The organism is Actinophytocola sp., assembly GCF_036378875.1.
Taxonomy (GTDB): Bacteria; Actinomycetota; Actinomycetes; order Mycobacteriales; family Pseudonocardiaceae; genus Actinophytocola.
In genome coordinates, this window is the sequence record NZ_DASUVO010000063.1 from 14,442 (window position 1) to 34,530 (window position 20,089).

The window sequence follows — 20,089 nt, forward strand, 5'->3', positions numbered from 1 at the left end:
CACCGGTTGCGACGAACCCACCCGGAGTACGGATCGTGGCGAGGACGCCTTCGTAACCGTGATCTCAGTCCGTCGGGGCGGCTTCCGCGTCTTCGGTCTCGTGTGAATGGCCTGTGCACTCGCGGGTCGTCTCCCACGGTTTGCCGGCCATCAGGCGGTGTGGGTCCTCCCACGGTGGTGTGTGCCGGGGCAGGGCGCGGGCCGCGTGCCGGGCCTTCTCGGCATCCGTGGGGGCTGCCGGAATCGGTTGCGTGCTTTGCAGGTCCATGTCGGAAAGCAGCCACTGCAGTGTGTTGAGCACGTACCCGCGCCGCGTCTCCAGCACCGGTCCGTGGTCGAAGGGGCGCCGGTAGTCGTACTCGGCCACCACCCGGCCGGCGGTGGCCAGGCCGGACGGTCGGAGCGAGATGTACTCCAGCACGCCCGGCCGCTGTCGCCACATGCGGACGCCGGTCAGGCGGCCGTCGTCGTCGATGTCCGGCACTGGGTGGAAACCCATGTCGTACAGGTTGTAGCCCAGCCGTTCGGCCGCGCCTCTCGACATGTTCATGCCGTCGCCCGGTGGATCTCGATCTCGTACTGCCGGTCCGGGTTCTGCGTCGGATCGGCCAGTGCGAGTGCCGCGTTCCGCAGTGCGGACCGCAGTTCGCCGACCGCCAGCATGGTCAGTACGGCCACGCCGCCGCGCGGCACGATGAGCACTACCTTGCCGTCACCGACGGGTGCCACGACGAGCCGGGTCCGCCGACCCGACTCGTCGCGGCACGGTGCCGTCCACGACAGCGTTCTTGTTCTCCTTCGCCACCACATGGCCACTCCCGATGCCGCCCCGGTTGATCTCCTCCACGGGGTACTTCGGGGCGACCAGGTGGTGCGGTTTGGTGTCAGCCGAAGAAGACGGAGGCGACCGTGTCGTCGAAGTCGAGAGCCGCGAGGTCCTCGACGTCCCCGTCGACCACGAGCGACCTGCCCTTGCAGTTCTTCTCCGACCACAGCTTGAGCGAGCCCGACGCGGAGACCGACGTGGTCACGTCCGGGCGTGCGACGTTCTGGCAGCCGCTGCCGGCCACCCCCTGTGCCGGGTCGGCGAAGTCGGCCTCGTCGAACAGGACCGCGCTGGTCGCCTTCCGCGTGCCGGCCTTCTGGCCGTCCGGCGTGACGCCGAACCACGTGCCACCCACGCCCTGGCCGTTGGTGTCACCGGGCTCGGCATCGCCCGAGAAACGGTAGACCGGCCAACCGCCGATCGTCACCTGAAGGCGGCCATCGTCGCGCTTCACCACCCCCACAGCGGATTTCTTCACGCCCTCGACAAAGATTCGTCCGCCCTTCGCCACGGTTACCGGTGGCCATTTCTTCGCGCAGTCACCATTGCAGGTGGAAATGGACGGGTTCGCGCTGTCGTCGTCGAATCGGTACAGCGTCAGGCCGGCGCCGTTGACGACCACCGGGTCCAGTTCTCCGGCCTTGGCCGCCTCGAGTTGCACCCACCGCTGCGCCACCGTCGACCTGGCCGTGTTGACCGTGCCGTCGGACCCCTTCGCCCAGTCGCCCGTGTCGGGCTTCGCGTTGTTCGCCCTGGCTGTGCCGGCCAGCAGCGACAGGTTCGACGACGTGGTGGCGGCGGTGTCGGCGGAGTCGGTGCCACCACAGGCGGACAGCAACACCGCACCGGCGACGGCGAGAGCGGCACAGGATGCGACTGATATGCGGGACATGGTTCCCCTCCGGGAGACTGTTGTGGTTCGGCTCTTCCGAACTCGCCCAACACACGAGTCGACCCCGGGAATCGGTTCGCGAAAAAACGTGTGCGTCAACTCACCGAAAGAGATTCAAAGACCGACCAATCCGCCTGCCGGTCGGCTACGAATAGGTGTCGATGAATCGCGTCAGGACTTGCTCAGCGCGAGGCGAGCCGAACCAGGTCACGGCCGAACGTGTGGGCGTCGAGTTCCATGTTGGCGGCCAGCGCGACGGTGAGGTCGCCCTTCGGCCGCACCTCGACGTACGACGAGAAGCCCGGGATGCTGCCCGAGTGGAAGTAGCCGTCGATCTCGGTCGTTGAGCTGCCGGTCGACTCGATGCCGTAGCCGTACCACCTGGTCGTCCCCTCCGCGACCCGCGGTAGTAGCAACTCGGCCAGCGTCTCCGGCTCGCAGATCGCCGGCTCGCCGGTCAGCAGGAACTGTTGCCAGCGACCGAGATCGGTCACCGTCGAGGTCAGGCCGCCCGATGAGAAGAACACCGAGTCGTCGAACGCGGCTGCCGGGGTGGTCCAGTTTTCGTATCCCGCGGCGTCCCGGCCGGCCGCACGCCCCGGTGCGTAGCCCGTGTCGGACATGCCCAGCGGGTCCAGGATCTCGCGGCGCAGGAAGTCGCCGTAGCTCTCGCCGGACACCCGCTCGACCAGCTGGCCCAGCACGACGTACCCGGAGTTGCTGTACGCCAACCCCGCACCGGGTGAGAAGTCCAGCGGCCGGTCGGCGAAGGTCTGGATCAACCGCTCGGGGGAGGGCTGGCTGCCGACGTCCCGATAGAACTGGTGGAGGTCCTCCTGCATCACGTCCGCGTAGTCGTGCAGGCCGCTGGTGTGGGTGAGCAGGTGCTCGATGGTGATCGGTTGCCAGTGCGGCGGGCACGCCGGCAGATGCGTGCACACCGGGTCGGTGACCCGGAGTTTGTTCTGTTCCTGCAACAGGAGTACGGCCAGCGCGGTGAACTGCTTGGTCACCGAGGCGACCCGGAACCTCGTGTCCGGGCGGTTCGGGGTCTCATCGCGGAGGTCGGCCTGGCCGAAACCCCTTCGCAGCACCACCTCATCGCCTCGTCGCACCTCGACCGCGCCGCGGAAACGCTTGGCCCGCACCGCTTGTTCCAGGTACTCGGTCAACGGGTCGGCAGCGGCGACCGGTGCTGGTGTGCACGCGAACAACAGCGACGCGATCGCGAGGAAAAGCCCCAGCTTCATCCCATGATTGTCGCCCGTCTACCGCACCGCCGCTCGAATCAGCTCCACCGGGTGGAGAGGGCGGCGGCCAGTGCCGTGCGTGATCTGTTGCCGGCACGACACGCCCGTCGCGGCGACGATGGTGTCCTCGGGCTCCGCGCGGACGGCCGGGAACAGCCGGTCCTCGCCGACGGTCATCGACACGTCGTAGTGCTCGGCCTCGAAGCCGAACGAGCCGGCCATGCCGCAGCAGCCCGCGTCCACCTCCTCGACGGTCGCGCCGGGAATGCGGCGCAGCATCGCCAGCGTCGCCGCGGTGCCCACGTCGGCCTTCTGGTGGCAGTGCCCGTGGTACAGGATGCGGCGGCCCGCCACCCACGCCTCAGCGGACAGTGTCAGGTCACCCGCGTCGATGGCCTCGGTGAGCAGCTCCTCCACCTGCCGGACCCGGTCCGCGACCCCGCGGGCCCGCGGGTCGTCCGGCAGCAGTGCCAGCGTCTCGTCGCGCAACGACAGCACGCACGACGGTTCACAGCCCACGATCGGATCCGTGCCGTCCGACAGCTGCGACACCAGTGCGCCCACCTGGCGACGGGCGTCGTCCAGCAGACCCTTCGACAGGTTCGACCGGCCGCAGCAGCCGTCCGCCGCGAGGGTCACCCGGTAGCCGGCCCGCTCCAGCAGCTCGATCGCGGCCTGGCCGACCGCCGGCTCCGTGTAGGTGGTGAACGAGTCGGCGAGGAACGTCACCGCGCCGCGGTTGCCGGGCGCGACCGGGCGGCGGCGGAACCACGCGGCCAGGTTGCGTCGCTGGAAGCGTGGCATCGGCCGCTTCGGGGTGATGCCGACCAGGCGGCGCACGAAGCCGAGGCGGTTCGACAGCGGCGCGGTCGCCGAGCCGAGGCGGTTGACCGCGCGGATGGCGCCGAAGATCCGGGACCGTAGCGGCACCCCGTGACGAACGTGGCGTTGGTGCAGTGCCTCGCTCTTCAGCTTCGCCATGTCGACGCCAAGCGGGCACTCGCTCTTGCACGCCTTGCACATCAGGCACAGATCGAGCACCTCGTGCAGCCGGTCGTCGCCGAGCGCGGCCTGCGGGTCTGGTTGGGACAGCGCGTGCACGAGCGCGTTCGCCCGGCCCCTGGTCGAATCCTCCTCCGCGCGGGTCGCCATGTACGACGGGCACATCACCCCGGTGTCGTGCTTGCGGCACAGCCCGATGTTCATGCACCGGTCGGCCGCGCCCCGCATGCCGCCGACGACCTCGAACGACAGCTGCGTCCGGAACGGCGTCGCAGGCGGCAGCGCGGGATCGCGGAGGTGCTCGGTCATCGCGGGCGCGTCGACGATCTTGCCGGGGTTCAGCACGCCGGTCGGGTCGAACAGGCCCTTCACCCGGCGCATCGCCTCGTACAGCTCGTCGCCGAACAGCTCACGGTTGAACTCGCTGCGGGCCAGGCCGTCGCCGTGCTCGCTGGAGTTCACGCCGCCGTAGGAGCGCACCAGGTCCTTGATCTCCTCGGCGACCGCCCGCATGGTCGCCACCCCGTCCGGCTCGGTCAGGTCCACGAACGGGCGGACGTGCAGGCAGCCCACCGAACAGTGCCCGTAGAAGCCAGCCCGCAGCCCGTGCCGGTCGAGGATCTTCGCGAACTTCGCCGTGTACTCGGGCAGGTGCTTCGGGTCGACCGCGGTGTCCTCGACGAACGCGAGCGGCCGGCGCGCGCCCACACTGGCCGCCATGAGCAGCCCGAGCCCGGACTTGCGGACCTTCAACAGCGAGCCCTGCTGTACCGGCGTGACCGCCTCGAGGGTGTGGTAGCCGTGGTTGTGCTTGCGCCACAACGATGTGAGCGTGCTCAGCTGGCCGGCAAGCTCCTTCTCGTCGTCGCCGGTGAAGCTCACGAACAGCAGCGCGTCCGGGTCGCCGTGCAGGATCGTGCCGAGCGCGGCGTACTCGTGTTTCTGCCGGGACAGGTCGAGGATCGTGCGGTCCATCAGCTCGACCGCGGCGGGGTCGCACGTGAGCGCGTCCTCGGTCGCCTCGATCGCCGCCTGTGTGGACGTGAAGTGTCCGACGGCGATGACCGTGTGCCTCGGCTTGGGGACGAGGTCGACCAGCGCGGTGGTCGCGATCACCAGGGTGCCCTCGGAGCCGACGACGAACTTCGCGAGGTCGAAGCTCTCCGCCAGGCGGTCCAGCCGGTACCCGCCGGCACGGCGCCAGAACTCCGGGAACCCGGTGGCGATGGCGTCCCGGTTGTCCGCCACGAGCCTCGGCAGCTCCCGGTGGAGCCGGGCGACCAGACTGTCCACAGCGGACTCACTATGGCCTGGCGCGAAGTGGGCTGTCGAGGCGTCGGACAGCACCACGTCCAGCTCGCGGACGTGGTCGATGGTCATGCCGTAACGCACCGAGCCGCTGCCGGCGGAGTTGTTGCCGATCATCCCGCCGATCGTGGCGCGGTTGCTCGTCGAGGTGTCCGGGCCGAACATCAGCCCGTGTCTCGCCGCGGCCCGGTTCAGCTGGTCCTGAACGACGCCCGGCTGGACCAGCGCCGTCCTGGCCTCCGGGTCGAGTTCGAGGATCCGGCTCATGTGCCGGGACAGGTCGAGGACGATGCCGGGCCCGACGGTCTGGCCGGCGAGGCTCGTGCCGGCCCCGCGGGGCACGACCGGCACACCGTGGTCACGAGCGGCCGCGACGCACGCGACCACGTCGTCGGCGTCCATCGGGAACACTACGCAGCGCGGGGTGATCGCGTACATGCTGGCGTCCCGCGCGTACAGCGCCCGGGTGTGGTCGTCGGCCATGACCTCGCCGGCGACGTCCCGTTGCAACTGGTCGACCAGGCTCATGTGTTCTCCAGCACCCTGAGCGCGGCGTTGACACCGCCGGGATCGACCGGCACGCCGGCGAGCGACAGTCCCATCTGGACACCGGAGAGCGTGCCAGCCAGTGACACGTCGTTGAAGTGACCAAGGTGTCCGATGCGGAACACCCGCCCTGCGAGCCGGCCGAGCCCGGTGCCGAGCGACATGTTGAACCGGTCGAGGATGAGCGCGCGGATCTTGTCGGCGTCGTGCTCCTCCGGCACCAGGACCGCGGTGAGCACCGGCGAGTGCTCACGTTCGTCGAGGCACAGCACTTCCAGCCCCCACGCCCGGACAGCCGCCCTGGTGGCCTCGCCGTGCCGGCGGTGGCGTGCGAACACGTTCGCCAGACCCTCCTCGTTGTGCAACGCCAGGCTCTCGCGCAGGCCGTACAGCAGGTTCGTCGGTGGTGTGTAGGGGAAGAAGCCGCGCTCGTTCGCCGCGAGGATCGGCCGCCAGTCCCAGTACGCGCGCGGGAACGTCGCGCTTTCCGCGGCACGCAACGCCTTCTCGCTCACCGCGTTGAACCCGAGCCCCGGTGGGAGGAGCAAACCCTTCTGGGAACACGAGACGGTGACGTCCACACCCCACTCGTCGTGCCGGTAGTCGACCGAGCCGAGCGACGAGACGGTGTCCACGAGCAACAGCGCCGGGTGTCCCGCGTCGTCTATGGCCTGCCGGATCTCGGGAATCCGGCTGGTGGCACCGGTCGACGTCTCGTTGTGCACGACGCACACGGCCTTGATCCCGGGATCCGCCGCCAGTCTCTCGGCCACGACCGACGGGTCGACGCCGTGCCGCCAGTCGCCGGGCACGAAGTCCACGTCCAGCCCGAGGTTGCCGGCAAGGTCCCGCCACAGCGTCGCGAAGTGACCGGTCTCGAACGCCAGCACCCGGTCCCCGGGACTCAACGTGTTGACGAGCGCGGCCTCCCACGCCCCGGTTCCCGACGACGGATAGGTGACGACCGGCCCACTCGTGCCGAACACCGGTTTCAGCGCGGCGAGCACCTCCCGGGTGAGCGCGGCGAAATCCGGTCCTCTGTGGTCGATCGTCGGGGCGGAAATCGCCCGCAGCACCCGGTCCGGCACATTCGTCGGACCGGGAATTTGCAGGAAATGCCGTCCGGCCGGGTATGGCATCGCCAAACTCCTGTCGGTTGTGGAAAGCTATTGACGTCACTTGTGAGCTAAGCCATATTTGGCTCCTGTCCTGCACGAGCCGTCGCGGTCTCGGGAGTCGCCATGACCATGCAGATAATCTCGATCGTCGGACTCGTCCTCATCGTTCTGCTCGCCACGTTGCGTTCGGTGAACATGGGGGCCATCGCGTTTCTCGGCGCGTTCGCACTCGGCACACTCGTGTTCGACGTCAGCGAGGACGACCTTTTCGCCGGCTTCCCCGGTGACCTGTTCGTCGTGCTCGTCGGGGTGACGCTGCTGTTCGCCATCGCCAAGGGCAACGGCACCGTCGACTGGCTCGTCCACATCGGAGTGAAGGCGGTGGGCGGCCGGATCGCGTTCATCCCATGGGTGATGTTCGCGGTCACCAGCGTGCTCACGACGGTCGGCGCGGTCGTGCCCGGCGCGGTCGCGATCATGGCGCCGATCGGGTTGAGCTTCGCGGCCAGGCACCGCATCAACCCGCTCCTGATGGGACTGCTCATCATCAACGGCGCCAGCGCGGGTGGCTTCTCGCCGATCGGCGTGTTCGGCGTCATCACCAACGGCGTCGTCGAACGCGAGAGCCTGGCGAGCAACCCCGGACTGCTGTGGCTGTGTTCGTTCCTGTTCAACGCGTTGCTCAGCGTCGTGGTCTTCGTCATGTTCGGCGGCAGGGAACTGCTCAACCGGCGTGTGGACCCCGCCGGACCGTCCACCGTGGACGAGGAGCCTCCCGGTGGGGGCGGCGGCGCGTCCGTCGCCACCGAGACGCGAGTCGAGGACCGGGTAGTGACCCTGAACGCGCAACGGATCTCCACGCTCGCCGGCCTGCTCACGCTCGTCGCCGGTGCGCTGGTCTTCGACATCGACGTCGGCCTGCTGGCGCTCTCCATCGCCACCGTGATCTGCATCCTCTTCCCGAAGGACTGCAAGGACAGCGTCGGTCAGGTGGCGTGGCCGACCGTGCTGCTCATCTGCGGCGTGGTGACCTATGTCGGGATCATGCAGCAGATCGGCACCATCGACATGCTCGGCGACAGCGTCGCCAACATCGGCGTCCCGTTGCTCGCCGCGTTCGTGATCTGCCTGATCGGCGGGGCGGTGTCGGCGTTCGCCTCCACCACGGGCATCCTGGGCGCGCTGATCCCCCTCGCCGTGCCGTTCCTGCAGGCCGGTGACGTCGGCGCGGTCGGGCTGATCATCGCGCTGGCCATCTCGTCGTCGGTCGTCGACTCCTCGCCGTTCTCCACCAGCGGCGCGCTGGTCGTGGCGAGCAGCGGCCCCGAGGTGCGGGACCGGGTGTTCCGGGGGCTGATGACGTGGGGCCTTTCGATGATCATCGTGGCGCCTGCGCTGTCCTGGGCGATCTTCGTCGCGCCCGGCTGGTTGTGAGCGTGCTCCTAGGATGCCCTCATGAGTGAGGGGATGCGGACCGTGCTCACGGCCTTCCGGGTGCTCGAGGAGGTCGCGTTCACGCAGCCGGCCGGCGTCGGAGACCTGGCCAGGAAGCTTCGGATGCCGAAGACCACGGTGCAGCGGGCGCTCCAGACACTGTGGACGGCCGGCTGGATCTGCCCGTCCGGTGACGAGATGACGCGGTGGGTGCTCACCACCCGCGCGCTCCACATCGGACAGCACGCCGTGGCCGACCTGAGCGTCCGGGACGCGGCGCTGCCGATGATGCGCGAGCTCCGCAAGGAGACCGGCGAGACCGCGCACCTGATGGTCCTCGAGGGCGGCCACGCCGTGCTGATCGAGAAGGTCGAGACCGACCACCCGATCCGGGCGGTCATCACACTCGGCAGCGCCGTGCCACTGCACGGCTCGTCGAACGGCAAGGCCATGCTCGCCCACCGCTCCGAGGAGGACGTCCGAGCCATCGTCGGCGCCCGCCTCGACCGCTACACCGAGAAGACCATCGTGGACTGGGACGAGTTCCTGGCCGAACTGGCCAGGGTCCGCGAACGCGGCTACGCGACCAACGTGGGAGAGTGGCGCACCGATATCGCCGCGGTAGCCGCCCCGATCTTCGACCACGCGGGCCGCACGTCGGCGAGCCTGTCGATCTCCGCGCCGGGCAGCCGAATGCCCACCGAGCTGCGGGAGTCCTACGGCGCGTTGGTCACCGAGGCCGCACGCCGGGTCAGCGCGACCCTGGGCTACCGCCCCGCACCAACCGCGCCGTGAAAGGGGCGCGTTCGGGGCATCGTCGGTGTCCCGAACGCGCTGATGACGTTCAACCTCGATCCACCGATGATCTTGTCGGGTGTCGCACCGTGCGAGAGGCGTGGGCCTGGTCAGGCCCGCTTCGCGGGCGCCGGGCGCTGCGCGCCCGGCGCGCACCCGCAGGGTGCCGCGTCGCGAAGGACGCGTTGGGGACATGGCTGGTGTCATGAAAGACGCGATGGGGACGTTCAACGACGTGAGCGCGTCTTTCAGGACATTGCCCGCAGCGTGAACGCGCCATTCGTGCGCGGCCAGTGCGACTTGAGCGGTGTGGTGAAGGACGCTCCTCACGCTGGCGGTGATGAAGACGTCCTTCCTCGCATGGCCGCCGGCCGAATCCGCGCAGCGAGTCCACCGGGCCGCACTCCGAGCCACCAAGAGCATCGGTGGATCTGGGTTCAACGACCCGAAAGCGTCTTTCGGGACAGCGCCGGTGGCACGCCGTTCGCGGCACTGGGTGGTGATGGACGCCTTCCTCACCCTGGGCGTGAGGAAGGCGTCCTTCATCGCATGGAAGCCGTCCGCGAAGCGGGCTTTGCTCGCCGGGTCCACAGCGCTCATCTGCCCTGCCATCGCGGGGCCCGTTTGTCCAGGAACGCTTCCACACCCTCGCGGAAGTCGTTGCTGCCGTAGCACTGGCGTACGAGGTCCTCGTCCGGTGGTAGGTCGTGGTCTCGCAGTCGTCGTAACGCGACTTTGCTTGCCTGCATCGTGAGTGGGGCATGGTTCGCGAGTTGCTCGCACAGTTCGGCGAGGCGGGCGTCGATGTCGTCGACCAGTTCGGATGCCAGGCCGATCCGGGCGGCCTCGGCGCCGTCGACGAAACCGGCCGTGTAGATCAGGTGCAGCGTGCGGGCGGCGCCGATGAGGTGGACGAGCCTGGCGTAGGTCGGCATGGACACGCAGTTGCCCAGCGTTCGTGCGATGGGCAGGCCGAAGCGTGCGTTCGGTGTGCACAGCCGCAGGTCGCACGCGGCGGCGATGGAGAGGCCGCCGCCGGTCGCGTAGCCGTCGACCACCGCGACGGTCGGCACGCGCACCTCCTCCAGCCGCGCCAGCACCGACTCGATACGCCGCTCGTACTCGATACCGTCGTCGGCGGTCGTGAAGTCGCGGAAGTGGTTGATGTCGGTGCCGGACACGAACGCCTTGCCGCCCGCGCCACGCACCACCGCCACCCGAACCTCGGGGTGCTCGTCCACGTGCGCGCAGAAATCGGCGAGCGCCTCGTACATCGCCATGGTCATGGCGTTGCGGGCTTCCGGACGGTCCACAGTGGCCGTCGCGACAGGACCGTCGGTCGTCACGGTGATAGTCATGCCGTCTCCTCGCCTGCTTCGCGGCGCCGGAACGCTCCGCAGGCTCCGCTCCACCGGCGCCCTCCGCGGGCTCCGAGCCGGCCTGATTGTTGATGATTCGCTCCGCAAGCTCCGCTCATGAGACGGCACCTTCCTCCCGCAGCGCGGCGATCTCGGTGGCGGAGTAGCCGGCGGCGCGGAGAACCTCGTCGGTGTGTTCCCCGAGTTGGGGCGGTGCCCGCCGGACGGCACCCGCGGTCTCGCTGAGCTTCACCGGGATCCCGAGCGCCCTGACGCGGCCCTCGACCGGGTGGTCCATCTCCACGACCATCTCCCGGGCAAGCGTGTGCGGGTCGGCGCACGACTGCTCGTAGTCGCGGATCGGACCGGCCGGCACCCCAGCGTCGAGCAGCAGCTCGACCCACTCTTCGGTGTCCCGAGTGGACAGTGTGCGCGTCAGTTCCCCGGCCAGCGCGGCCCGGTTGCGCAGGCGGTCGTCGTTGGTCGCGAACCGCGGGTCGGCGAGCAGGTCGGCACGGTCGAGCACCGCGCACAGCCGCTCCCACAGGCGGTTGTTGTTGGCGCCGATGGTGAGATGGCCGTCGCGGGTGGGAAACGCCTGGTAGGGAGCGTTGACACGGTGGGCGGACCCGAGCCGGTCCGGTGCCCTGCCGGTGGTCCACAGCTCGGCGGTCTCCCACACGGACATGGCGAGCGCCGCGTCGTACAGGGACGTGTCGACGGCCTGCCCGCGCCCCGTGATCGTGCGGCTGAGACAGGCGCTGAGAATCCCGACCGCACACAGCAGCCCGGCCGACAGGTCCGCGACGGGCACGCCGCACTTCACCGGCGAGCCGGCCGGATCGCCGGTGACGCTCATGATCCCCGACATGGCCTGGGCGATCAGGTCGTACCCGGGACGGGCGGCGTAGGGACCCGTCTGACCGAACCCGGAGATGGACGCGTACACGAGCCGCTCGTTGACCTCCCGCAGCGTCGCGTAGTCCACCCCGAGCCGCGCCGCCACGCCGGGCCGAAAGCTCTCGACCACCACGTCCGCGGTGGCGGCGAGCCGGTGGAACGCCTCCCGGCCACCCGCCGTCCGCAGGTTGATCGCCACACTTCGCTTGTTGCGGTTGACCGCGATGAAGGCGGCGCTTTCCCCGTGCGGCAACCGGTTCCCCGTGGCCTCACGCGTCGCGTCCCCACGCCCGATCGGCTCGACCTTGATCACGTTCGCGCCGAGGTCGCCCAGCAGCTGACAACAGAAGGGGCCGGCCATCACCTGTGTCAGGTCGATGACCGTCAGGTTCTCCAGTGCCAGCCCCATCGCATCCCTGTGCCGTGAGACGGAACGGTATTCGTGCAGCGGAACACCGACCATAGCACGCGAGAAGGCCCCGTTTCGAGCGTCTCGAAACGGGGCCTTCTCAGGACTGTTCAGCCGAGACGGACGAGTTTGAAGTTGGTGTCCGTCCGGTCCGGAGTCTCCGGCGTGTTCTCGCCGTCGTGGACGACCAGTAGGCCGTGGGGGAACGCCGGTCCGAGCGGCGTGGTGGTCACCGCGGCGCCGTCGCTGTGTTGGACGCCGTCCGTGGCTGGGGAGTCGATCACCTCGAAACCACTCACGTAGCGGAAACCACCGTCGAGGCGGTAGCGGGCGAACGCGCTGTCGCCCTGGCTCGACGCGTACAGCGTGCGGCCGTGCTTGCCGTAGGCGATCGTGAGGCCCTCGGCGTCGGCGGTCAGGTGTTTGCCCGCCTCCGGGGACGGCGGGCCGGTCGGCACGCACTCCTCGGTCGACTCGTCGTAGACGGCCGGCTGGCCGAAGCCGCGTACCCGGTCGACCAGCGCCGGCTGTCCGAAGCCCTTGCGGGACAACGGGATTCGCCAGACGCCGACGTCCTCCTGCGCCGCGTACAGCACACCAGTGGTGCGGTCGACGACCATGCCCTCGACCTGCGGCCCCTCGCCGGGCTCGGCGCACGGGGTCCAGCTACCGAACGAGGACGGCAGGTCGACGAACGCCACCGGCCGGTAGCTGTTCTGCGGGGTCAGACGGAACAGGCCCAGCCGCGTCTCGTGCCGGCGGCTCACCACGACCCACGGCGCGCCACCGGCGGGGTCGGGCCATACCGCGAGCCCGTAGGCGGTGCGCTGGTCCTCGACCTCCGCCTCGTCGGCGCTGAATACCAGCGGCGGCGCGGCCGTCGTCACGTCGGTCACCACCGTTGTGGCCCGGGCACCACGAGGGTCGATGGCGTAGATCCGGAGACGGTCGAGTCCTCGGTCGGTCACCACGGCCAGGTTGCCCGCGATGTCGACGTTGTTGAACCGCCCGTCGGGCGGGGTCGCGATGTGCTGCAGCTCGCGCCCACGCAGGTCGAACACCGTCAGGCCGCCGTTCTTGAGCGTGCCCACCACGACGCTGTCCGCCGGCCTGGTCGGGTGCACCCAGATGGCGGGGTCGTCTGCGTCGGCGTTGCCGCCGGCGTCGTCGTCGAAGTTCGACGCCGTCTCCGCCACGGCCCGTACCTGCTCCAGCGCCGGCGTTCCGGCCGCGAACGAGCCGGTCGCCATAACCATGCCCAGCGCGACCACACCGATGATCGGTCCACGAATCATGCGCCACAGCCTCCATGCCGTTGGTGTACGACTGCTGTCCACAGCATGAATCTAGAGCGGTGCGCCGTTGACCGTCACGTTGGTGAAGCGCAGGCCCTCGGTGTGGTTCACCGTGTTGGTCGGGTTCGTCACGTTCGTGAAGTGGCTGTCGCGGATGTGGACGTCGCGGATCGGGTCCGTTTCCAGGCCGTCCAGCCACACCGCGCGGCGGGCGCCGTTCAGTGCCATGCCGGACACCGTGATGTCGCGAACGTCGACCGGACGGGTGCCGACCTGGTTGTTGTAGTTGAGGATCACGAAGATCGCCTCGCGTTCCACGCCGCCACCGGTGAAGCCGCTCAGGTGCACGTCGCGGATGTAGCCGCCGCGGAGCTTGTTTGTCTTGATGTACAGGGGGTACTTCACCGGGAAGTTGCCGGGGAAGTCGGGCGGGTTGATCTCGCAGTCGCGGGCGTACACGTGCCGCACCCCACCGGACATCTCGCTGCCGATCGTGATGCCGCCCCACCGGCCGGCGAACTTGCACCGCTCCACCAGGATGTTGCTGCTCGGCACGCCGACCCGGTGACCGTCGGCGTCGCGGCCCGCCTTGATCGCGATGCAGTCGTCGTTCGTGTTGAACCGGCAGTCCGCGATGTAGACGTTCGTCGAGGCCTCGGGGTCGCAGCCGTCCGTGTTGTGCAGAAAACTGTGGACGGTCACGTTCCGGACCACCACGTTCCGGCACAGCACCGGATGGATCGTCCACATCGGAGGATCGATGACGGTGACGCCGTCGACGAGCACGTTCTGGCAGCGGTAGAACTGGATCATCTTCGGCCGCAGGAAGTGCCCTGCACCGAACACCCGCTGCTCGACCGGCACTCCCTCCTCGCCCATCCTGCGCAGCTCGCGCTGGTCCGCGCCCTGCGGGCCGCTGTTCGCGTACCAGCTCTCCCACGGCCCGAGCCGGCCCTGACCGTCGAGCGTGCCGCTGCCGGTGATCGAGACGTTGCGCTGCCCGAACGCGTAGACGAAGGGGGAGTAGTTGTAGCACTCCGTCCCCTCCCACCTGGTCATCACGACCGGCAGGTACTTCGCGGGGTCGGTGTGGTAGCGGATCGTCCCGGTCACGTGGAGATTCATGTTGCTGCGCAGGTGAATGGGTCCGGTGAGGAACTCGCCGGGAGGCACGACCACCCGGCCGCCGCCCGCGCGCTGGCAGGCCGCGATCGCCGCCCGGAACGCGTCGGTGCAGTCGGTGACGCCGTCGTCGACCGCGCCGAAGTCGGTGATGGTGAACTTCCGGCTGGGTGACGCCCATGCCGCCGGCGCACCGCCGAGCAGCACGCCGCCGGCCACCAACCCGCCCAACCCCAGCACTTCTCGTCGCGACCACCGGTTCATCTGTTGGCTCCTCTCAGAACGTGACTGTGACCGTGCTCGTGCCGTCGAGCTTCAACAGGACGCCACCGAACGGCGCGGGTTTCGTGGTCCAGCCCACGGCACCGTCCAGTGACCGCGCGACCGGCCGGCCGTTGATCACCACCCGTCGCGGTGTGCCCTGGACCGCCAGCAGAACCTGGGTCTCCGCCGGTGCGCCGGTGACCCTCAGGTGGATCACGCCGCCGTCGCGGCGGGCGACAAGCTTGCCGCCGAACGGGTTCGACGCGACCGTGGTCCCGGTGCCCGGCGCGTACGTCCACCCGGCACGGTCGCGCCGGTCGAGGTCGTTCAGCCCCCACGGCTGAGGCCACACGCCGTCGATCCGCTGGTTGAATCCGATCGCGGCACCGGCACGCAGGAACAGCGGGAACTCGTCCAGTGTGGACTCCCGGACGACGTGGCGGCCGCCGTCGAGCACCTCGCCGGTGTACAGGTCGACCCAGCGGCCACGCGGCAGGTACACGTCGACCGGCGTCGGCTGACCGGCCGCCGCGTCGGTCTCGTTGCGGTCCGCGGTGACCGGCACCGCGAGCAGGTCCGGCCCGACCATCATGTGCTGGTCGGCCGCCCATGCCTGCTCGTCGGCCGGGTGGTCGAACGACATCGGCCGCACGATCGGCTCACCGGTCCGCGCCGCCCGCTGCGCGAGCCCGTACAGGTAGGGGAAGAGCGCGTAGTGCAGCAGCACGCTCTCCCGGAAGCGCGCCACCGTCGTGTCGTCGTACAGCCATGGCGTGGCGTTGCGGCCGGCGCCACCGACCTCGTACACCGGGGACACCGCGGAGAACTGGGCCCATCGCGTGAACAGGGTGGGGCTGGGCGCCCCGGCGCCGCCGCCGTTGAAGCCGCCGGTGTCCGTGCCCCACATGGGATGCCCGGACAACCACGAGTTCAGCCCACGTCGCACCGACAACCGCAGCCCCTCGTACGTCGCGCGTGGATCGCCGCCCCACACACCGTTCACGATGGCCGGCAGTCCCGTGTACCCGCCGCGCCACAGCGTCGTGTACTGGTCGCCGTACAGCTCCTCGAGCACCTCGGTCGTGGCCTGCGCGTACCGCACCGGGTTGGTGTTCATCAGTTCTGTGCCGGGCCCGGCCGCGAACGTGGCGTCCTCCAGTTCGAACTCCTCACCGCGGTCACCCTTGACCATCGTGATGCCGAGCGAGAACAGCTGCCGCAGCTTGTCCTGGAAGTGCGCGCGGGTGGCCGGGTTCGTGAGGTCGAGCTGCAGGGGGTCCGCCGTGCGGCTGGTCCGGATGAACGAGTCCGGTGGGTAGTCGGTGACCGGGCACGGTCGTTCGGCGGCCTTTTCCCTGACGTGGGGTGAAAGCCAGATGCCCAGCTCGACGCCCTTCGAGTTCAGCGCCGCCACCATGGCGGCCGGGTCGGGGAACTGGGCCGGGTCGAACGTCAGCGTGCCGTTGCACGCGAAGCGGCTGTTCTGCGACTCACCGGGCAGCTTCGTGGAGGTCTCCCACGGGTTGTCGATCCACTCGGTACCGAGCGGGATTCCCCTCCGCAGCAGCTGGTCCACGTCGTCGATCACCGTTGCCTGCCCGTCGACCGTGTCCCGCCAGTGCGTGAGGGCGAACTGGCGGACCGGCGGCATTGTCGGCAGCCCGGCGCGGGCACTGTAGGCACGGACCACCTCGGCCGGCGAGCCCGCGTAGATCTCGTAGTCGAGCCGGTTCGTCTTGAAGCACAGCTGGGTCCGGTCGGGCTGGCCGAGAATCACCGGGCACGGCGGCGGTTCCGTCGAGCAGTGTGGCGGATCGTCGACCGCGTTGGGGAAGGCGAGCCGGCCGATGGCGTCGGTCTCCGGGAACACCGCGTAGCCGCGTGAGCTCAGGAAGAACGGGCTCGGCATGCCGCTCTTGTTGCAGGTGGGGAGAGGGGCCGCGCCGGTGAAGTGCGCCTTGTTCAGCAGCACGCGGTGCCGCAGGTCGGTGTAGAGGAAGTTCGCGCCGCCACCGAGGAAGTGCTCGGCGTCGTCACCGGTGAGCGACTCGTACACCTGGACGACGTTCGTGGCCGGCTGGAGTGACCAGGACACCCGCAGTCCGCGTGGCGTGCGGCTCACCACGACCCGTGCGGTGCGGTCGGGCTCGTCGGTGGCGACCGTGTACGTCCGAGACCGGTGATCCCCTTGCTGGTCAAGGAGATCGGTCAGCCGGTGGGTGGTGCCGTCCGCCAGCGCGTACGACATCCGGCCACCTGGTCCCGCTGTGTCATCCGATGTCTGGCCGGTCAGCGATTCCTGTCCTCTGTGGAAGGTGAGCTGGAAGGGTGCTGCTTCGGCGGTCCAGCGCAGCGGTCCGGAGCCTCCGGCTGTCGCGGTTGGTGGACTGACCATTGCGGCGATCGTGCACAGGACCGGAAGTATCGGCAGGCGACGGAACCGCATGTCTTTCTCCTTGTCACAGGCATCGAGGTTGTGGTACCCAAAGGTCTAGACATCGGATGTATCGGCTCTGCGTCATTTCCGACGAAGGAGTTGAACACATGAACAACCCGCTGAACCGCAGACGAGCGCTCGCGCTCGGCGCCGGCGTCGCCGGTGCGCTCGCGGTGGGCACGACGCCCGCCAGTGCCGCCACCTGGCAGCTCCGGTGGAGTCCCACCCCGTCCGCCGACGGCCTGAACGCCTTCGAGGGACTCGAGGACGACCGGGCCGACTCGCACACCGACGTGAAACACATCTACGTCGAGGGCGACCACTACCGCTTTGACATGCACACCAGGGACCGCGACGGCGACGACCGCCAGCGCAACGAGTCCAAGGGCATGCGTTCGGGCAGTACCCTGCACAAGATCAACAAAGACCAGACCTGGCGGATCGCCTACCAGGCCTACTGGCCGAGCTCGCTCACCGCGACCACCAAGTTCACCCACATCTTCCAGATGAAGGTCCAGGACGTCGGTGGTCCGCTGTGGACACTCACGCCACGGCAGAAGAGCAAGCCGACGCTGACCGTACTGACGCTGCGGGACGACGACTCGAACACCGAGCACACGCTCGCCGACTGGACGCCGCTGCAGAACAAGTGGATCGACGTCGAGTGGGAGTTCAAGGCGTCTAACAGCGGCGGCTACCTGCGCTGGGTGATCCGCAACGGGAGCACCACCGTGGTCGACGGCCGCACCACGGCCGTCGACCTGTGGCGCGACATCAACTACCTGCGCCCGAAGTGGGGCATCTACCGCAGCATCGAGAGCTCGGGGCTGCAGAACACCTACCAGCTGATCCGCAACTACAAGGCCTACCAACTGGTGTGAGCGGAAGATGCGTGGCGGAGCCGGCACTCCGCCACGCAAATCTCTACGCACAGGCCAGGACCGGGGCCGCCCAGTCCCCCCGGTCCCACCTGAATCCGTCGGGGCTGCCGTTGGTCACGATCCGTACGAACGAGGCCCCGGTCAGGTTCGCCGACAGCGTCAGCGCGTCGTCCTGCCAGGTGCGCAGGCCACTGTCCGCCACCTTCGTCCCGTCGGCCCAGATCTCGAAGATCGCCGTGCCCTGCGTCGGATCCGGCCGAGGGTCACGTTCGTCGTCGATGCCGACGTCCACGGTCAGACCACTGCACTTCCCGGCCAGGTAGAACAGGACGGACGCCTCCGCGTGCGTGCCGAGACCCTTGTCGTACGTGCGACCGTTGATCGTCAGAGTTCGCCCGTCGCCGGTCGGCGCGCTGCCAACGGACGTGTTCCGCTCGACGGGCCCGAGGCCGTTGGCCGCCTTGGCCCAGGCGAGGTCGCCGAGGTTGGACGTGCCGGCGGGCGCCGGTGTCGGTACCGCCAGGTCCTCGCCGGCGGTCCTGTTGAGCCGCGGGTGCAGCAGCGACGCGTACGACAGGGTCGCGTCGAGCGCGTAGCCGTCGGGTGGCGCGGTCGCCGGTGGCGTCACGCGGAACGCGGCCGTGAGCGACTCTCCGGTGCGCAGCAACGGTTTTCCGGTGTTCCCCAGCGGTTCGACGCGCCAGCCCGCCGCCGGCGCCAGCTTTACCCGGCCGTTCAGCACCGGCGTGCGGCCGCGGTTGACCACCGTCACGTTCGCGGTGAACGGGCGGCCGGCCGGTGTGACCGTGCCCGGCACACCGGTGAACGGCGCCGGTAGGTCGAGCGCGAACTCGGTCGCGGGCGGGTGCCGCCACCAGCCGCGGTCCTCGGCGTCGACGCGGTACATGACCGTGCCGTGTGCCGGCACCGCGGCCGAGAAGTTCCCGGCATTCTCATAGGTCTTGTGTTCCCACAGGTCCCGCACCGTGTACGCGGTCCGGTTGGGCAGCCCCAGCTCCGCGGCGGTCGCGCCGAACGTCGCCGTGGTCTCGGACGAGTTGAACAGTGTCAGCGCGATGTCGCCGTCCTGCAGTGGTTTGACCATCACCCAGCGACCGTTGTCCTTGCGCAGCAAGCGGCCCTGCACGCCGAGCGGATCCTGGTCGACGGCGATGACCTCGCGGTTCCCCAGGATCTCCAGGGTTTCCGGCGTGGCGTCGCGCAGGTCCGTGCCGATCAGCAGCGGTGCGGCCATGGTCGCCCACAGGCTGAAGTGCGACCGGTACTCCCGATCGGTCATGCCGCCGTTGCCGACCTCCAGCATGTCCGGGTCGTTCCAGTGGCCCGGTCCCGCGTTCGGCGCGAGCGGTGCGTTCTGCTCCAGCAGCGACATCATCGAGGTCCAGCTGTCGTTGATGTCGCCGGTGGTCCGCCACAGGTGACCGACGTCGGCGCCCCACTCCCACGGACGGTTCTGGCCCCACTCGCAGATGCTGTACACGATGGGGCGGCCGGTCTTCTTCAGCGCGTCCCGCATCTTCGTGTACCGCTCCAGCGCGGGACGGCCTTCGTTGTTGCAGTTGTCGTACTTGAGGTAGTCGACGCCCCAGTCGGCGAACGTCTGCGCGTCGACCTCCTCGTGGTCGAGGCTGCCCGGCATCGTCCGCGCGCAGGTCAACGTGCCCGCGCTGGTGTAGATGCCGAGCTTGAGGCCCCGCGCGTGCACGTAGTCCGCCAGTGCCTCGATCCCGCTGGGGAACCGCTCGCGGTGCGGGACGTAGCGACCGGTCTCGGGGTCGCGTTCCTGCTCGGCCCAGCAGTCGTCGATGTTCACGTACTCGTAGCCGGCCTCACGCAGACCCGTGGACACGAAGATGTCCGCGGTCGCCCTGATCAGCGTCTCGTCGATCGCGCAGCCGGTCGCGTTCCAGTTGTTGAAACCCATCGGCGGGGTGAGCGCCAACCCGTCCGGCAGGGCCATGGCCTCCTGCGCCGGTGTCACGGTGGCGGTGACCGCCGCGCCGATGAGGGACAGTGCGGTGATGAGCACCCTTGCTCGCATACATCGGATCGTTGCATAGCTATTGACGCTTGGAAAGCGCTTGCCTACGTTGGGAGGAGCCCTTAGATCCGATTAATCGGTCAAGGAGACTTCCGTGAGCGGAGCTTGCGTAGCGAACCATCGACATTCAGGACGCCGCATCGCCCGCGGAGGGCGCCGGCGGAGCGGAGCCTGCGGAGCGTGCCGGCGC

The 20,089-nt window shown here is 69.1% G+C and carries 15 protein-coding genes; 3 read left to right on the plus strand and 12 right to left on the minus strand.

Features of this window, described 5'->3' with window-relative positions; all coding sequences use genetic code 11:
* Nucleotides 1-64 precede the first annotated feature (64 nt).
* The 6 genes from VF106_RS18180 to VF106_RS18205 form a co-directional block, all read right to left on the minus strand.
* Entirely contained in the window at nucleotides 65-550 is a 486-nt protein-coding gene (locus tag VF106_RS18180) for a hypothetical protein (RefSeq protein ID WP_330840927.1), read from the minus strand.
* A complete protein-coding gene (locus VF106_RS18185) occupies nucleotides 547-810 on the minus strand; it encodes a hypothetical protein (protein WP_330840928.1) in 264 nt (87 codons plus the stop codon). The genes VF106_RS18180 and VF106_RS18185 overlap by 4 nt, the downstream gene beginning before the upstream one ends.
* Before the next feature lie 74 nt (nucleotides 811-884).
* Complete coding sequence (locus VF106_RS18190; protein ID WP_330840929.1) at nucleotides 885-1,718, minus strand: hypothetical protein; 834 nt, start codon at nucleotides 1,716-1,718, stop codon at nucleotides 885-887.
* A 182-nt stretch (nucleotides 1,719-1,900) separates the two neighbouring features.
* Nucleotides 1,901-2,968 carry a serine hydrolase domain-containing protein gene (locus VF106_RS18195; protein WP_330840930.1) on the minus strand — a complete coding sequence of 356 codons (1,068 nt, stop codon included), beginning with the start codon at nucleotides 2,966-2,968 and terminating at the stop codon, nucleotides 1,901-1,903.
* An 18-nt stretch (nucleotides 2,969-2,986) separates the two neighbouring features.
* Nucleotides 2,987-5,806 carry an FAD-binding and (Fe-S)-binding domain-containing protein gene (locus tag VF106_RS18200; protein WP_330840931.1) on the minus strand — a complete coding sequence of 940 codons (2,820 nt, stop codon included), beginning with the start codon at nucleotides 5,804-5,806 and terminating at the stop codon, nucleotides 2,987-2,989.
* Nucleotides 5,803-6,963 (minus strand): pyridoxal-phosphate-dependent aminotransferase family protein, encoded by a 1,161-nt coding sequence (locus VF106_RS18205; protein ID WP_330840932.1) that lies wholly within the window; start codon nucleotides 6,961-6,963, stop codon nucleotides 5,803-5,805. The genes VF106_RS18200 and VF106_RS18205 overlap by 4 nt, the downstream gene beginning before the upstream one ends.
* Nucleotides 6,964-7,065: 102 nt before the next feature.
* Here VF106_RS18205 and VF106_RS18210 point away from each other — a divergent pair, with 102 nt between their 5' ends.
* Nucleotides 7,066-8,376, plus strand: coding sequence for an SLC13 family permease (locus VF106_RS18210; protein WP_330840933.1), 1,311 nt, complete (start codon nucleotides 7,066-7,068; stop codon nucleotides 8,374-8,376).
* Between the two features lie 21 nt (nucleotides 8,377-8,397).
* Complete coding sequence (locus VF106_RS18215; RefSeq protein ID WP_330840934.1) at nucleotides 8,398-9,171, plus strand: IclR family transcriptional regulator; 774 nt, start codon at nucleotides 8,398-8,400, stop codon at nucleotides 9,169-9,171.
* Between the two features lie 596 nt (nucleotides 9,172-9,767).
* Here VF106_RS18215 and VF106_RS18220 read toward each other — a convergent pair.
* From VF106_RS18220 to VF106_RS18240, 5 genes are all read right to left on the minus strand, one after another.
* On the minus strand, nucleotides 9,768-10,529 hold the full coding sequence (locus tag VF106_RS18220; protein ID WP_330840935.1) for an enoyl-CoA hydratase/isomerase family protein: 762 nt from the start codon (nucleotides 10,527-10,529) through the stop codon (nucleotides 9,768-9,770).
* 115 nt (nucleotides 10,530-10,644) lie between these two features.
* Nucleotides 10,645-11,838: a CaiB/BaiF CoA transferase family protein gene (locus VF106_RS18225; RefSeq protein ID WP_330840936.1), complete on the minus strand. Its 1,194-nt coding sequence runs from the start codon at nucleotides 11,836-11,838 to the stop codon at nucleotides 10,645-10,647.
* 110 nt (nucleotides 11,839-11,948) lie between these two features.
* The gene (locus VF106_RS18230) at nucleotides 11,949-13,133 is read right to left on the minus strand and encodes a phytase (RefSeq protein ID WP_330840937.1); all 1,185 of its coding nucleotides are present in this window, start codon (nucleotides 13,131-13,133) and stop codon (nucleotides 11,949-11,951) included.
* A 51-nt stretch (nucleotides 13,134-13,184) separates the two neighbouring features.
* A complete protein-coding gene (locus VF106_RS18235) occupies nucleotides 13,185-14,519 on the minus strand; it encodes a glycoside hydrolase family 28 protein (RefSeq protein ID WP_330840938.1) in 1,335 nt (444 codons plus the stop codon).
* A 13-nt stretch (nucleotides 14,520-14,532) separates the two neighbouring features.
* Nucleotides 14,533-16,965, minus strand: coding sequence for a TIM-barrel domain-containing protein (locus VF106_RS18240; RefSeq protein WP_330840939.1), 2,433 nt, complete (start codon nucleotides 16,963-16,965; stop codon nucleotides 14,533-14,535).
* A 98-nt stretch (nucleotides 16,966-17,063) separates the two neighbouring features.
* Between VF106_RS18240 and VF106_RS18245 the strand changes: the two genes are divergently transcribed.
* The gene (locus tag VF106_RS18245) at nucleotides 17,064-17,837 is read left to right on the plus strand and encodes a Tat pathway signal sequence domain protein (protein WP_330840940.1); all 774 of its coding nucleotides are present in this window, start codon (nucleotides 17,064-17,066) and stop codon (nucleotides 17,835-17,837) included.
* A 43-nt stretch (nucleotides 17,838-17,880) separates the two neighbouring features.
* On the opposite strand, the gene VF106_RS18250 is transcribed toward VF106_RS18245, so the two are convergent.
* Entirely contained in the window at nucleotides 17,881-19,899 is a 2,019-nt protein-coding gene (locus VF106_RS18250; RefSeq protein WP_330840941.1) for an NPCBM/NEW2 domain-containing protein, read from the minus strand.
* Nucleotides 19,900-20,089 lie beyond the last annotated feature (190 nt).